A 15,199-nucleotide genomic window follows, 5' to 3' on the forward strand; every position below is an offset into this window, starting at 1 on the left:
TCCAGCTGAATGGTAAACGAAATGACAAACAAATTCATTTTTCGGTATATGAAAAATGAATACTTTAATAGGAATTAGGAGTTCAACCATGATAGACAAGAAGTTATTACAACTTCCCGGTATCAAAAAAATTCTGATGTTGCTTGCAGGATCTGCTGTCCTGCAAGCAATCTTTATAATTGGGCAAGCATATGGGTTAGCTATGACGATTACTCATTTATGGAACGGGGAAGGCTTAAACAACCAAATATATTGGATACTGCTGTTTTTTGGCTCTTTCGCGCTGAGGCATCTGGGGACCTATGCACGGGAGCACGTATTAGAGGAATACGCGTACCAACAAGCCAAGGATTTACGAAGTCAATTGTTGCAGAAAATCTTCCGCTTAGGACCGCAAGTCGTGCAAAAGCAAGGCACAGGGAGCGTGGTTACCACGGCGCTAGATGGTATTGATCAGGTAGAGGAATATTTGCATTTGATTTTACCGAAGATGCTGAATATGATGATCATTCCATGGATTTTGTTAGTAGCGATTTTTCTACTAGATTGGGAATCAGGCGTGGTCCTATTGATCGTTTTTCCCCTGATTATTATTTTTATGATCATCTTAGGCTATGCAGCGCAAAGCAAAGCGGATAAGCAATATAAAGTATTCCAGCTATTATCCAATCATTTTATTGATTCACTTCGAGGCATCGATACCTTAAAATTCTTTGGCATCAGCAAGCAGTATAGTAAAAGTATTTATACGACCAGCGAACGTTTTCGCAAGGCAACGATGAGTACCTTGAAAGTAGCGATTCTCTCGACATTCGCCCTTGATTTCTTTACCACATTATCTGTTGCGGTCGTGGCGGTTTTATTAGGGTTGCGTTTGATCAATGAGGGGATCTTTTTATTTCCTGCATTAACGGTACTGATTTTAGCGCCGGAGTATTTTTTGCCAATCCGTGATTTTTCTAGTGATTATCATGCGACGCTGGATGGGAAAAACGCGATGGACGCGGTTCATCAGATTTTGGACCTGCCAGAAGCACAAGGCGTGACGATTGGATTGCCAACTTGGTCAGCGGATAGTCAGTTATCCGTGGCTATGGATTATCATTATGAGGATAAATTAGGTGCGACGGTTGATTTCAAGGTTCAGGGCTACAAAAAAATTGGGATTATTGGAATGAGCGGTTCGGGTAAATCAACGTTAATCAATCTTCTCAGCGGTTTTTTACGACCAGAGGAAAGTCAGATCAGCTTTAATGAACAGGTTCTGCCCGCCTTCGACCAGCCGCAGTGGCAGGAGCAGTTAATATACATTCCTCAACATCCATACATTTTCCAACGCTCGGTGCGAGAGAATATTGCTTTTTATCATCCCCAGGCTAGCGATGCTGAAATTTTGAAGGCAATCGAAGTCACTGGCTTAACGGATTTGTTGAAGGAATTACCACTAGGGCTAGATACAATATTAGGGGAGGGCGCTCGAACCCTCAGCGGAGGACAAGCGCAACGAATCGCTTTAGCGAGAGCTTTTCTAGACCAAGAGCGCAAAATATTGCTATTCGATGAACCAACGGCTCATTTAGATATTGAGACGGAGGTAGAATTGAAGGAGCGGATGCTGCCATTGATGGATAATCATTTAGTGTTCTTTGCTACCCATCGCTTGCATTGGCTGGCAGAAATGGATTATTTACTGGTCATGGATCATGGGAAGCTTGTGGAACAGGGCACATTAGAAGAACTAAAACAAAAAAATGGCGCCTTTACAAAATTGAGTCAGGCATTGCGAGGTGAAAAAGGATGAAACCAATCGGATTATTTGAAGTGCTGAAAACTGACGAATGGGTGAAGCCTTTTTTCAAGCAGTATAAGAAGTCTTTGATTTTGGCGTTGACGCTTGGATTTATCACATTTTTCTGTGCAGGTGCGTTAATGTTCAACTCTGGTTACTTAATTAGTCGGGCTGCATCGTTACCAGAAAATATATTGTTGATCTATATCCCGATTGTTTTGACCCGTGCCTTTGGGATCGGTCGACCAGTCTTTCGTTATGTTGAGCGGCTAGTCAGTCATAATTGGGTGTTGAAAATGACCTCGAATCTGCGGGTGAAGTTGTATGACTCGCTGGAGCAAGACGCTGTTTTCTTTAAGCAGAACCACCGAACAGGCGACATACTCGGGTTGCTTTCAGAGGACATCAATCACATTCAGAATTTATATTTACGAACGATTTTTCCAACGATCATCGCGTGGCTGCTCTACGTCTTTATTATTATCGGAATTGGCTATTTTTCCCCCTTCTTCGCGTTGGCGATGCTTTTACTATTGGGAATCGTGGTCTTTTTACTGCCCTTATGGTCTGTCATCATCAATGGAGCAAGACAAGAGCAGCAGAAGCAAATGAAGAATCAGTTGTATAGTGATTTGACGGACAATGTTTTAGGAGTCTCGGATTGGATCTTTAGTCAACGGGGGCAGGATTATGTGAACCATCATGAAGAATCTGAGGAAGCTTTACGAGCGGTGAATCGGAAGCTTCAGAGCTTCCAGCGAAAACGCAATTTTCTGCTTCAGCTGATGTTCGGTGTGATCACGATTGCATTGCTGCTATGGACGAGTCGTCAATTTCCAGGAAATCACGGAGGAGCAGCCAATTGGATCGCAGCTTTCGTATTGTCTGTATTTCCATTGATCGATGCCTTCGCTCCATTACCAGCGGCCGCACAGGAAACTAATAGTTATCAGGATTCTATCAAGAACTTAAATGACTTACCTGCTATTAAAGACAAGCAAAACGATTCTCCTGTCATTTCTGGCTCATTAGAGCTAAAAATTGATCGAGTACGTTATCACTATCCAGAAAGTCAAAAAGAGGTTCTATCTGGCATTGATCTAATTCTACATCCAGGTGAGAAAATAGCGATTTTAGGGCGTAGCGGCTCAGGAAAAAGTACCTTAGCCAATCTGATTCGCGGTGATTTGCGACCGACTGAGGGGGCCATTACGTTAAATGGCATAGCTACTTACGCATTCGGCGATGACATCAGCAAATATCTGGGAGTCATTCATCAAACACCGTACCTGTTTCATACGACGATTGCCAACAATTTACGAATCGGAAATGAAGCGGTAGAAGAAGATGAACTTTGGCAAGTATTAACCCGAGTTGGCTTGAAGGAACTTGTTGAAGAGTTGCCAGAGGGTCTAGAAACAATGGTGGATGAGGCCGGTCTGCGTTTTTCTGGCGGGGAACGGCAGCGTCTTGCATTGGCTCGAATCCTCCTACAGGAAGCACCGATTATTCTGTTGGATGAACCCACTGTTGGGCTTGATCCAGTAACTGAACAGTCACTGATCAATACCTTCTTCCATGAATTGCAGGATAAGACGGTCATTTGGATTACGCATCATCTACAGGGAATTGATGCGATGGATCAGGTCATCTTTATCGAAGACGGACACTTGACCATGCAAGGAAGCCCAAATGAACTCGAACAAACCAATGCTCATTATCGTAAGTTAAAACAAATCGACCAAGGGATTATTTAAACCTTAGACCTCTCCAAAAAATGGAGAGGTCTTATTTTGCCAGTTGGACTTTTTGCAGTTTGAACAAATAGAAATGAAGTTAAAGCTCAAAGAAAGTCCATAATTAAGCAGTTTAGTCCAATGGTATGCGATCGAGAATAAGAAATTTTTCGTGTTCTACGAAAAATTAAATTCCAAATCAGGAGATAGCTGCCAGTTGGACTTTTTGCAGTTTGAACAAATAGAAATGAAGTTAAAGCTCAAAGAAAGTCCATAATCAAGCAGTTTCGTCCAATGGTATGCGATCGAGACTAAGAAATTTTTCGTGTACTACGAAAAATTAAATCATAAAGCAGGAGATAGCTGCCAGTTGGACTTATCGAAGCTAAATGCTGACAGGCAAAGTTTATACGAAAAAACAATTTCTGCTTGACTCCCACGTTACGTGTTAGTCCATACTGAGGATAAAGATAGAGATAGAAGGAGGAAATTGTTATGGCAAGACCGACGACAAAAAACGATTTGATTAAGGCAGGAAATGATGGGTATAAGAAACTGATGGATCTGCTGGATTCAATATCGCTTGAAAAAGTGAACAGTCCGTTTAGTTTTAACGTAGAAAAAGAAAAGCAGGCTCATTGGTCAAGGGATAAAAATGTTCGGGATGTTTTGATCCATTTGTATGAATGGCATCAACTGCTGTTAAATTGGGTGCAGGCAAATCAAGCCGGAGAGGCTAAGCAATTTTTAAAGGAAGGATATAATTGGAAAACCTACGGGGCGATGAATATCGAATTTTGGGAAAAGCATCAAACCACCAGCTACGAAGAAGCGCGCCGTCTCTTAGTGGAGAGTCACCAACAGGTGATGCAAATGGCGGAGGCTTTTTCCAATGAGGAATTGTTTTCAAAAGGAATTTTTTCTTGGGTGGGAGGAAGTACGCTAGGCAGCTACTTTGCTTCGGCAACTTCAAGCCACTATGATTGGGCAACGAAGAAAATTAGAAAGTTTAAAAAATCTTTGTAGCTGATCCTTTATTCCTTCAATTTACAAATTAGAGATATTAATATCGCAAATGAAATTATAATGTAATCCCAATCATCAGCCACTAGCGGAATGTCTGTCTGCGTGTTTTTCTGGTACAATTGAGAAAAACAGGTTGGAGGCAGAAAATGAAAAAAAGTAAGGTTGTTTTAGCCGCAGGAATTCTTGGGTCAGCGGCCTATTTAATAAAGAAAAAGCTTGAAAATGAAACGGTTACCCAGCAGCTAATCCCGCGTCATTGGGATCACCAGAAGATCAATCAGCGAATGGCAGATTTTACTCAACAGCTAGCTGAAGGAAACAGTGATGCACTTGTGACTTTTGCTTTGGGGAACGAGGCGCGCCATTTCAAATCATTCATCGGCCAAGAACTTACTTTTTTAGAAGCACATGTCGTTTCTTTGTTTAAAGTAAAAGGAGATAGCTACAATAATCTACGGGGAATTATTTCATATCGTGTCGCAACCCCCAAAAAAGAGTACACCTATTTGATGAAAATGGCACGGCTAGGAAATGCTGAACAGTTAGATTGGTATATTCAAACCGTTCTAGAGAAAGATCGAGGGATAAAATACTCCAAGCAATACTTGCTGCAGCTGACGCCGGTTCGTCCGCATGAGGAGCTTTGTCAGATTGAAACGGACGCTGGAACGATTACTCTTAGAGTTTTTCAGCAGGATGCACCAAAAGCCGTTAAAAATTGGCGAGGGCTTGCCAGACAAGGCTTTTACGATAATACGCCCTTCGCACGAGTAATCAAGGATTTTGTGATCCAGGGCGGTGCGCTAGATGGCTCTGGTGCTGAAGCTCAGTCCATTTACGGTGGCTATTTTGAAGACGAAGTAGATGAGGGCTTGTATCACTTCGATGGTGCTGTGTGTTTAGGGAATCACGGGCCAAATACCAATGGCAATCAATTTTACATCGTAGAACATAGTCAAGTAGACAAGGAGCAACTGTACCGAATGAATCTACCGTTAAAGGTTCGTTCCCATTATGAGGCAGTCGGCGGCCTTCCTGAATTAGATGGACGCTATACGGTATTTGGTCAAGTAATAGACGGAATGTCCGTGGTGCGTAAAATCGCCAATCAAGCCACGGATAGCGAAGATGCTCCGTTAGAACCAATAATGATCCGAAAAATTACCTTTAAAAGAGCCAGTCAGAAATAAATCTGACTGGCTCTTGCTTTTACGATCAAAGTTTCCTGTACCTTGTTGGTAAATTGGAGGAAACTATAACCCTCACTATTTTTTCTTCGCTAACCGGCTAGAAGTCCATGAATACAGTAAAATCAATACAATTAAAACAAGCATTCGCAAAATCGCTGGTGGGCTCCAAACCCAAATAACGAAGGCGGCTAATAGCAGGTAAAGAAAGGTAGCATAAATCATAAGACCGCTCCTTTAGTTATTTATTAATCAGAAAAGAAGTACTATTTTACGGAATATATACTGAAAAAAGTTAAGGAAGACTTAAATCGCCTTCCTTAACTCTCTTTATAATACCATAAATTTAGTTGTATTTCAAGATTGTCTTTTTAACGACACTGTGCTATTTAGTCTCTGAAGAGGGAGGAGAAGAAAATGGGAAAATTTGATATGACGTTATTTAATCAGTTTCTATCTCAGCAGACAGAAGAACCGCGAACAATGATTAATCGCCAGTTGCAGAAACATCACAAGAATTATCAACTGACAGTAGCGGATTTTTCTGATCTCACGGAGGAACGCAATCAGCTATTCAAAGAACACCATCTACTTGATTTTAGCTGGCAAAATTCACAACAGCTAGCAATGCTCTTAATGGATGAGCCTCTATTTTACAAATGCGACTACCTAGAACACTTGTCAGTTTGCCAAGCGATCTTTTACTACCTACGGGCATATCATCCTGGTCAAACTACAGATCAAGAAATAATAGAGGAAATCGCCAGACGTTACCAGCAGTTTCAAGGAGATTTGGAGCAGCTTCAGGGCTCGTTTGAGGATTTTCCAGCACTGGAGGAAGAAGCATGAAAAATGATTTGTTTGATCCAGCATTCTATCCCTTTTTTATGAAGAAATTACAGGAGCGGCTAAGTGGTTCAAGTGTCATGGCGATTGATCAAGCGGAAAAAATCCAACAGTCCATTGAATTTGTCTTAGCTAACGGTGGAGAGGGGACATTGCCTGAACGCTTCGAACAAGGGAAGCAGCAGTTGAAACAGCGTTTAAATACTCTTCAGACGCTCTATCAATGGATTCAAGACAATTATCAAAGCTTTGGTATCGAATCATTAGAAGAAAGCTTAAATGAAATCGGAAATTTTTTCTTTGAGTATGATTTTGATTATGGGGCTGCGGAGGTGGATCAGGCTTTTTTAGACTATCAGCTTGCGGAACCAGTACCAGCTAACTTTGTGGGAATTGATTTTTATGAACGCTATCTGAACAATTTAGCCGCTGAGGTTCTCTTTGTCAAAGCCCTTCCAGAAGAGCAAATTTATGAACTATTGACTAATTATGAAGAGACGTTAGGCTTTGATTACCGTACTGACGTCAACAACGTATTTGAAATCGTGTTTAAACAAATGATCGGCAAATTACTCCTTGGAAAGAAGGAGATCCACACGTTGCTGTTAAATGAGATTGAAGCACAATATGTTTTACGGCGCATCCAGCAGCAAGATTACTTTACTGAATTAGAAGTTATTTTCCAACAAAACGATTATTATCGACGATTCTTCTCCCAATTAAAAGTAAGAGTCTCTCCGTTCACGGAGCCTGAGAAGGTCATTCAGTTTTTCATTCTGACAAGTATGACTAAGGAGCTGCTAGAACTTCCGTTAGCGATGCCTGATAGTGAATTTAATCAATTGATGGAAGCCTATCAGATAGCAGACGAAGAGGAGAAAATCCGACTAATTACGACTAGAATTTCAGCACCACAAGATTTCAAGGAATATCTAAAAAGTGTGGAAGAAAGCGGCGAGTTTTATAAAAGACTTTTAAAAGAAGCTGATAAAGACTTTTTAAAGATTTTATTGTTAGGCGTACTATCCGAATATGATTGTAGAGATTATGAGGAATTCATTGATATATCAACGATAGACGAAGAATTAGAACTATTAAAAGATTATATAAAAACTCTTGATGAGAGTGATCGTAAAGCTCTTTTTCAATCAATTGAAGGGTACCAATTGCCGCCAAAGGATTTCATTTAAGTTAGGAAGAAAGACTTAAATACCGTTTAAATTAATGCTTTGCCTAATAATGTGCTCGTGCTTTTTTGTCTCCGAAAAAGAAAGTTATGAAAATATTGGATGAAAAGCCATTAAAGAAAGAATTTTTCCTTGTAAATATAATATCATTTGTTATTTCATGAGCAGTATACAATAGAAAATCTCGTTTTTCCCTTAGTTTGTAGGTAGATAGCAGACAACCTTTGCTAAGGAGGAACGGGAAAATGAATACCTATTTAAAATTTATTGTAATCGCCGCGCTTTTTATTACAACAGGCGCTGCATCTGTGTTGGGAGATTCCACCACAAGTTCACCCAGCACGACGGATCAAACATCTGTTAAACAGTCATCAGAAAAAGAAGAGAAGAATTCTAATGTCTCAAAAGAAAAAGCAGTGGAGCCTCAAACTGAATCAAGTACATCATTGAGTCCATCTGCGAATAGTACTTCATCGAGTTCAGAATCGAGTTCAGAAGAAGCTTCGGCACCTTCAAGTAATGAAGGCCAGGAAGTTGCTAGTTCAGCTGCAGAGAACACTACTACTTCTTCAAAGGAAGCCGCTGAAGCAAGCAATCGACCAGCGCCAACTGTAAATGAAGTCGAACCAACCAACGAAACGACAGCAACAGAAGAAAGTCAAAATGCAGCGACTCCGGCACCTGCCACGATTGGAGCAGATCAATTAATGATCAATGGACAAGCTATTTCTTATTCGAATGCCGGACAAGGAAGTGGACAAGCAATCATAGATGCCAATCCAAATCAAGTGGCTACTTGGGGGGGAGCCGTCGTTCAATCAGGAAATGACGGAGCGAATACGCATTTCATCGGTCACAATCCTGGAATTTTTAATGTCCTATTCTCATTAGGAACAGGAGCAACAATAGAAGTTTCAGATAGTGCGAACAATGTAACGACCTATACGGTTTCGCAAATCGTTACTGTAGATGATTCTGGGGTTGCCGGAGATGGTACTGACTACTGGGATCAAATTACGGGTTCTGGTGGCGGTGAACGAATTACCCTGCAAACCTGTATCAATGACGATTACAATCTGATTGTTTTTGCCAATAAATAATGAAAACGAGCAATCCTGCTAAAGCCATCAGCTTTATCTAGGATTGCTCGTTTTTTTATTGGTTTAGTATCCGTTGGGAAAAATAGATTTCCTTAGCGGTTTTCATTTTGATATTGCCAAGTTCTTTTAAATGTCTGCGAGCCTCTCTTTTTTGAATCGCGACAATCAGGTTCAAAAGGTTTTCACGATCAGAAGCGGAGAAGAAATTGTTTACGATCAATACGTTGTTTTTGTCGTAGCCTTTGATGGGATTGTTACTAATAATGATGTCGTATGTCGCAAAATTTTCAAAATCCTCTGGACCAGTGGAGATCACTGGTTCATTGAAGGTATCCACCGCAATGCGTTTATTGTAATTGGCGATTAAAAAGTCTTGAAGCATTTCGGCATGCTTGCGCCCCAAGTCGCTTACGACTAGGATCGTCACCTTTTGTCTTAACTTCTCTAGGTGCAGCGGCAGATGGGACCATTCCTTCATCAACAAGTAAAAGACATTGTTTAGGCGAATATCGGTCCATAATTCAGGAGATTTCTTTTCAATATCCTGTAAGTGAATCTTCACTATGGTAGAGAAGATCGGATAGACTAGTTGAATTTCGCGAGCAAATTTCTGATGCTTATCAAACAGCATCACTTGACGATAAGGATAGAAATTGTATTCAACATACCATGACATCATCTCTTGCATGATCTTTCGTTTATCATCGCGATCTAAGGGATATTCGATCGCCTGAGAGACATTCTTCAAAAAGGTATCAATTTTACTATTGATTCGCACGATTTGTTCAGGATTGTCCCAATTATAAAATTCATGGAAAACCGTGCGGCTGATTTCTCTATGCCATTTTTCTGGAAGTGTAAAGTCTGTGTCTGCTAGCAGATGCTCGGCGAAGGGGCGGCTATACTCCAAGACCTTATCGATCGTATCCTCTTCTTCGGCATAGATACTTTCTGGCAAATAAAAGCCTTGATGCATTCGATTCAGCGTTACCATAAACAAATAGGCCGCCTCTTGAATCTCGCGGTCATCTAAGGAGACATCAAAATCAGTAGAGGTCCGCATAATGAAACAGGTGGTTTCTTCGTGATCTAAAGTAAATGGCCACTGATTTACCCCATAGGCCTCTGTGAAATACTGCTGATAGAAGAAACGCACCCAGCGCTCATCTGGCCCAATGATTCGGAACGGGGAGCGTTCTAGCTGCAACCCACGTCGTTTCAAGAAATCTTCCAGTGCGTTGACCATTCGATAAAAGGACGCTTCACTCATGAATAGTTCATTGATCCAATAATCCGCGTCTTGATTTGATTCATACAGCATTTTTTCAACAAATTGAAATTCGTTCGATTCATGATAGATCAGTCCATAGACATTTCCAAGCTTATTTGAAGTAATATTGTTCAGACGTACCCCCTGAAATTTTGAGTACTCGATATAAATGTAGTCTCCCCAAAACTCATTGATAAAATCAATATCAGATAAAAGCGTTTTGACAGAACAATCGACTGTCTGAGCGGCTTCTTTAATATCGCACCAAGAGGGCAGCTGATCCAAAAACTCGACGAATTGAATTCGACGATACGTAGAGGAGTTAAGTAATTGTTTCATATTGACTCCTTTCGAAAATAATTTTTTATCATTATAATTTTACCGATTTTCTTCAAAAAAAGCGAGCTATTTAGCTAGATAATAGGGAAAAAGGTCAATAATAAAGAATTAATTCGAGTATTTTCTCCTTCTGGGCTATGTTATGATAGAAAAAAACGAAGGAGCGAAAAAAAACTTGATCACATTAAAAAATATAGCGGCACCTAAATTAGATGAGAACGTTTTGCCAATTTTGTTAACAGATGAGACGATGGCCGCACGTAAAACCAATTTATTGAAAAAGATGCAGCAGGAAAATTATGATGCTGTTGTGATATACGCAGACTTAGAGCATGGAGGAAATTTTGAATATTTTACGGGCTTTGTTCCCCGCTTTGAAGAGGCCTTGCTCGTTATTCATCAAAAGGGTGAAGCCTATTTAGTTTTAGGCAATGAAAACCTGAATAAGGTACCGTTTGCTCGGATCGAAGCAACAGCCGTTCATATGCCTCATTTCTCACTGCCAAATCAACCAATGGAAACGACTCTTAACGTGCCAGAAATTTTGAAACAAACCAGGCTTGAACAGGCGACATCTATTGGTTTGATCGGCTGGAAAAACTTCATTAGTCAAGAAGAAGAAAATACGGTACTTTATGATATGCCGTACTTTTTAGTGGATGGATTGAAGAAAGCCGCACCCGATGCGGTGTTGAAAAATGCAACGTACTTGATGATCGGAGAAAACGGTCTACGTACTACGAATAACGCTAACGAAATCGCTCATTACGAATTTGGCGCGATGCTTGCTGGAAATTGTATTCTCACTGCTATGGATCAATTGACGCTTGGAAAAAGTGAGATGGAAGTGGGCGCCTACTTAAATAACTATGGGCAAACACCAAGTGTAGTGACGATTATGGCTACAGGCGCTCGTTTTGAGAAGGCGAATCTCTATCCCACTGGGAAAGTAATTCAGCTAGGTGACCGGATTTCAATGACTACCGGATATAAAGGCGGCTTGCAAAGTCGTGGAGGCTATGCGGTAAATACAAAAGAAGAGTTGCCCGAAGCTGAAAAGGACTATTTGGATCGTGTCGCAAAGCCGTACTTCAATACCGTGAAGACTTGGCTTGAAACCATCGCCACGGATTTGTCAGGGGAAGTACTATACAACAAAATTGAAGAAGTCTTGCCAAAGGATCAATACGGTTGGCATCTGAATCCGGGACATCTATGCGCGGATGAGGAATGGCTGTCTTCTCCTGTCTATCCTGCATCAACTGAGAAAATCAAAAGTGGCATGCTCTTCCAATTTGATATCATCCCTTCTGTCCCTGACTATTCTGGCGCTAGCTGTGAGGGAGGGATTGTGTTGGCGGATGAGTGCTTGCGTAGTGACATTCAAAAAGAGTATCCAGAAATGTGGTCACGAATGCAGGAACGTCGCCGCTATTTAATAGAAGAACTAGGAATCGAAGTGAGTGAAGAGGTCTTGCCGATGAGTAACGCAACGGCATACTATCGCCCGTTTTTCTTAAACAAAGAAGCTGCCTTTACCGCAAAATAATAGGAGGCACCTACCCTCAAGGACGAGAAGTCTTTGAGGGATTTTTCATTTTCACTAAAAAATTTGAAAATTTCGAACTAATACTTAAGACTGATTTTTCAGGTATTGCATAGAAACTTTGTGATGAAACCGCTATACTTTTATTAGACAGGCAGTCGGTCACGAAAGAAATGGGATGAGAATCATGCGTGTTTCAAAGGACTCAATTATTCGAAAAAATGAAATTTTGGATGTTGCCAGTAAGCTATTTGCTGAAAAGGGCTTTGATCATACCAGTACCAGAGAAATTATTGATCAAGCCGGAATTGCCAGAGGGACGCTTTATTATCACTTCAACTCAAAGGAAGAAATTATGGATGCTTTAGTCGAACGAATGACGGCTGAATTGTTTGCTGCGGCAAAAAAAGTCGCTGCTGATCAGACGATCCCTGTTTATCAGCGCTTTGTTCAAACGGTTCTTGCTTTGCATCTAGATACTTCTAAAGAAGAGCATATGATGGATTTCGTTCACAAGCCGCAAAATGCGTTGATGCATCAGAAAATGCAGACAGCAGTGGTCACAGAAATCACCCCCATGCTAGCAAGTATCGTAGAGGATGGGATTCAGCAGGGCATTTTTCAGACAGATTATCCATATGAAACGATGGAGATGGCTATTGTTTATGCAACCGCTGCTTTTGACGGTCAAGAACTAGTCCCAGATAGTGAAGAAATGCGGCTACAGCGCGTGTTAGGGTTCTTTTATCTTTTGGAACGAATGTTAGGTGTTGAAGAAGGGAAGCTAGCAAAAGAAATGGAGGGAATGTTTGAGTAATTCGTGGAAAAAAATGAAGGAGGAACGGGTTTTATGTATGGTAGGTTAATAACAAATGACATTAAAAAAAGCAAGCTGGTGACAGCTGCGACGACGATCTTTATTGCCATCACGGCAATGCTGGTCTCGTTGGCGGCAATTTTGGTTATCAATTTAGCGGGCTCTATTGACGGGATGATGGAGCGAGCAAAAACGCCGCATTTTCTGCAGATGCATTCAGGTGCGATCAATCAAGGGAAATTAGAGACTTTTGCCCAATCTCAGCCAAACATAGACGAATGGCAAGTGTTGGATTTCTTGAATGTCGAGAATAGTGAGCTGTTCATTGCAGGAAAAGCGATGACGGACAGTGTTCAGGATAATGGTTTCTCGGTACAAAGTGAAAAATTTGATTTTCTGGTTGATACAAAGGATCGGATTGTTCAGCCAGCAGTTGGAGAGGTCTATTTACCCATTCTTTATGAGCGAGAAGGAATGGCTAAAAAAGGCGATTCAGTAGAAGTCAACGGGCACAAGCTGAAGGTCGCAGGTTTTATCCGTGATTCACAGATGAATGCCTCTCTTTCATCATCCAAACGCTTTATTGTGAATCAAAAGGACTATCAAGCACTTGAGAAACATGGCAGCGTCGAATACTTGATTGAGTATCGTGTCAAGGATACGGAGAAAATTAGTGCGCTGGAAACAGCGTATCTAAAAGCCGAACTTCCAGCAAATGGACCGGCGTTGACAGATACACTTTTTCGTATGATGAACGCGTTATCTGATGGTGTGATGATTGCGGTTATTTTACTCGTCAGCTTATTGATGTTGGCAGTCGCCTTTCTATGTATTCGTTTTACGCTGCTATCAAAAATTGAAGACGATTACCCAGAGATAGGTGTCTTAAAAGCGATTGGGATGCGAAATTCTGATGTGAAACGCTTGTATTTAGCAAAATACGCGGCGATTGGGTTGGTCGGCTGTTTCTTGGGCTATCTGCTTTCCTTTGCTTTTCGAGGGATGCTATTACAAAACATCCAGCTTTATATGGGAAAAAGCGGCAATCAAGGGTTATCGCTGCTGGTAGGACTTTTCGGAACGGGAATGATTTTCGCGGGTGTCATGCTTTATGTCAATCTAGTATTGCGACGTTTCCGAAAAATTTCTGCGGCATCGGCTATTCGCTTCGGTGCGTCACAAGACCGCGTTCGAGGTGGAAAAGGCTTCAAGCTGGCGGGTCGTGCCTTTCCTAAGGTTAATGCCTTATTAGGAATCAAGGATGTTTTATCACGGAAGCGGCTTTATTTAACCTTGTTTATGGTGTTGCTGCTGTCTTCCTTCATCTTGATTTTGCCGCAAAATTTATATAGTACGGTGTCATCTGACAGCTTTTCTCGCTACATGGGCATCGGGCAATCTGATTTGCGTTTGGATATCCAGCAAACCGAGAATATTCCGAAAAAAACTGCGGAGGTTATGGATACCTTAGAAAAAGACAACCAAATAACCAAGTCAGTCGCATTGACGACGAAGGCTTTTTCGTTAATGAAAAAGGACAAGGCCGAGGATCGATTAAAAATTGAACTAGGAAACCATCGCGCCTTTCCAGTCGAATATACTGAAGGAAAAGCACCTACAAAGTCTAATGAAATCGCGTTATCAAGCGCCTTATCAGATGACATAGAAAAACCGCTGAATAGTACTTTAACGATTCAGACTTCACAGGGAAATAAAAAACTAAAGGTATGCGGCATTTATTCTGATGTGACAAATGGTGGGAAAACAGCGAAAGCGGTCTTTACTGATCGAAACGCCGCAACCATGTGGTGTACGATCAGCGCCAATGTGAAAAGTGACGTGACACCGAGTCAAATCGCAAAAAAATACAGTACAAAATTCAGCTATGCCAAGGTTTCAGATATCAAGCATTATATGCAACAGACCTATGGATCGACTATCCAAACAGTTGCTACCGCCGCAAAAGTAGCGGCGATAGTGGCGTTAGTCATCACCGCTCTGATCGTATTATTATTTGTCAAAATGCTGTTGGCAAAAGATCGTCATGAACTGGCGGTTCTAAAAGCACTAGGCTTTACAAACCGAGATATTCGCCAACAATACTTCATGCGTTCCTTACTGATTGTTATTTTGGGAACCGTTGTTGGAACACTTCTAGCAAGTACGTTAGGTGGACAAGTGGCAGGAGTCGCGATGTCTATGATGGGTGTCAGCACCTTCCGCTTTTCAATCAATCCGCTAGTCAGTTTTGTTCTCTGTCCAGTGGGCATGCTGTTAGTCACACTACTTGCTACAACACTAGCGACAGCTTCATTACAAAAAACAAAAATCAGCGATAATATAAAGGAATGATGAC

The 15,199-nt window shown here is 41.2% G+C and carries 12 protein-coding genes; 10 read left to right on the forward strand and 2 right to left on the reverse strand.

Annotated elements, in window-relative coordinates:
* The first annotated feature begins 88 nt into the window (after positions 1–88).
* The 4 genes from cydD to IGI50_RS17870 all read left to right on the forward strand — a co-directional run bounded on the left by cydD (position 89) and on the right by IGI50_RS17870 (position 5,741).
* On the forward strand, positions 89–1,801 hold the full coding sequence (gene cydD / locus IGI50_RS17855) for a thiol reductant ABC exporter subunit CydD (protein WP_438777971.1): 1,713 nt from the start codon (positions 89–91) through the stop codon (positions 1,799–1,801).
* On the forward strand, positions 1,798–3,546 hold the full coding sequence (gene cydC, locus IGI50_RS17860) for a thiol reductant ABC exporter subunit CydC (RefSeq protein ID WP_438777972.1): 1,749 nt from the start codon (positions 1,798–1,800) through the stop codon (positions 3,544–3,546). Before cydD ends, cydC begins: the two co-directional genes overlap by 4 nt.
* 474 nt (positions 3,547–4,020) lie before the next feature.
* Complete coding sequence (locus IGI50_RS17865; protein WP_438777973.1) at positions 4,021–4,551, forward strand: ClbS/DfsB family four-helix bundle protein; 531 nt, start codon at positions 4,021–4,023, stop codon at positions 4,549–4,551.
* A gap of 146 nt (positions 4,552–4,697) precedes the next feature.
* Positions 4,698–5,741: a peptidylprolyl isomerase gene (locus IGI50_RS17870; RefSeq protein ID WP_438777974.1), complete on the forward strand. Its 1,044-nt coding sequence runs from the start codon at positions 4,698–4,700 to the stop codon at positions 5,739–5,741.
* A gap of 75 nt (positions 5,742–5,816) precedes the next feature.
* Here IGI50_RS17870 and IGI50_RS17875 read toward each other — a convergent pair whose 3' ends face one another.
* On the reverse strand, positions 5,817–5,963 hold the full coding sequence (locus tag IGI50_RS17875; protein ID WP_010743530.1) for a hypothetical protein: 147 nt from the start codon (positions 5,961–5,963) through the stop codon (positions 5,817–5,819).
* Positions 5,964–6,155: 192 nt separating this feature from the next.
* Here IGI50_RS17875 and IGI50_RS17880 point away from each other — a divergent pair, with 192 nt between their 5' ends.
* The 3 genes from IGI50_RS17880 (at position 6,156) to IGI50_RS17890 (ending at position 8,871) form a co-directional block, all read left to right on the forward strand.
* Positions 6,156–6,587, forward strand: coding sequence for a DUF6323 family protein (locus IGI50_RS17880; RefSeq protein ID WP_438777975.1), 432 nt, complete (start codon positions 6,156–6,158; stop codon positions 6,585–6,587).
* A complete protein-coding gene (locus IGI50_RS17885) occupies positions 6,584–7,774 on the forward strand; it encodes a DUF6179 domain-containing protein (RefSeq protein WP_438777976.1) in 1,191 nt (396 codons plus the stop codon). Before IGI50_RS17880 ends, IGI50_RS17885 begins: the two co-directional genes overlap by 4 nt.
* Positions 7,775–8,016: 242 nt before the next feature.
* Positions 8,017–8,871: a class F sortase gene (locus tag IGI50_RS17890; protein ID WP_438777977.1), complete on the forward strand. Its 855-nt coding sequence runs from the start codon at positions 8,017–8,019 to the stop codon at positions 8,869–8,871.
* Positions 8,872–8,926: 55 nt separating this feature from the next.
* Here IGI50_RS17890 and IGI50_RS17895 read toward each other — a convergent pair whose 3' ends face one another.
* Entirely contained in the window at positions 8,927–10,480 is a 1,554-nt protein-coding gene (locus tag IGI50_RS17895; protein ID WP_218257627.1) for a helix-turn-helix domain-containing protein, read from the reverse strand.
* A 175-nt stretch (positions 10,481–10,655) separates the two neighbouring features.
* Between IGI50_RS17895 and IGI50_RS17900 the strand changes: the two genes are divergently transcribed.
* The 3 genes from IGI50_RS17900 (at position 10,656) to IGI50_RS17910 (ending at position 15,195) form a co-directional block, all read left to right on the forward strand.
* Complete coding sequence (locus IGI50_RS17900; RefSeq protein ID WP_438777978.1) at positions 10,656–12,029, forward strand: M24 family metallopeptidase; 1,374 nt, start codon at positions 10,656–10,658, stop codon at positions 12,027–12,029.
* A 184-nt stretch (positions 12,030–12,213) separates the two neighbouring features.
* The gene (locus IGI50_RS17905) at positions 12,214–12,843 is read left to right on the forward strand and encodes a TetR/AcrR family transcriptional regulator (protein WP_438777979.1); all 630 of its coding nucleotides are present in this window, start codon (positions 12,214–12,216) and stop codon (positions 12,841–12,843) included.
* Between the two features lie 33 nt (positions 12,844–12,876).
* Positions 12,877–15,195, forward strand: a complete 2,319-nt coding sequence (locus tag IGI50_RS17910; RefSeq protein ID WP_438777980.1) for an ABC transporter permease — start codon at positions 12,877–12,879, stop codon at positions 15,193–15,195.
* Positions 15,196–15,199 lie beyond the last annotated feature (4 nt).

The organism is Enterococcus sp. DIV0170, assembly GCF_051710765.1.
Lineage (GTDB): Bacteria > Bacillota > Bacilli > Lactobacillales > Enterococcaceae > Enterococcus_A > Enterococcus_A raffinosus.